This window comes from Nonomuraea sp. 3N208 (assembly GCF_052245935.1).
Lineage (GTDB): Bacteria > Actinomycetota > Actinomycetes > Streptosporangiales > Streptosporangiaceae > Nonomuraea.
The window spans coordinates 1-591 of the sequence record NZ_JBQQBR010000190.1 but is presented as its reverse complement, the minus strand read 5'-3'; the positions used below and the strand labels follow the sequence as shown (position 1 = coordinate 591).

General features: G+C 64.8%; 1 protein-coding gene. It reads right to left on the bottom strand.

Going from position 1 to position 591, the window contains the following annotated elements; all coding sequences use genetic code 11:
* On the bottom strand, positions 1-313 hold a 313-nt coding region (locus ACTWPT_RS60170), incomplete at its 3' end, for a GNAT family N-acetyltransferase (protein ID WP_443186507.1).
* Positions 314-591: the final 278 nt, after the last annotated feature.

The following is a 591-nucleotide window of genomic DNA, read 5'->3' as shown; positions in this document are numbered from 1 at the left end:
GGTCGCACCACTCCAACAGTCTGCTCAGCACCGCAGAACCGATGCCCCTGCCCTGCAAATCCGGGTCCAGGTAGAAGTGCTCCAGCCAGTAGGCGTCCTTCGCCGGCCGCAGCGCCACGCAGCCGGCTGCGGCACCACCCACCTCGATCACCCAGGTGTGCGCCGGCGTGAACCCGTCCCGCAGCCGCTGCCGCACACGCTGCTCGTCGTATCGCCCGAGCCGCACGAGATCCGGCCTCAGCACCACGGCCCGCAACTCGGCCACCGCCTCGACGTCCGCCACCGAAGCCAGCCGAAGCTCCCAGCCCGCCATGATCGTGATGTTATCGCCCTGGGTTCCCGCCCACCCCGGGAGCCTCCTGCCAGGCGAACCGAGCAGTTGATCATTTTGTCAGTCTGACCCTAATGGCACGCAGAGATCAACAGCCCCTGGGAAAGATCAAAGCCCAGATACCCTGCTCTTCGGGGACTGTACGGTTTTCGGTGTAACTCCTGATCAAGGAGAACGCACCTGATGAGTACTGTGATCCAGGCATCGACGGAGATCGACCTGGAGGACGCCGCAGTGGCACGCAAGGAGCCCAAGGACGC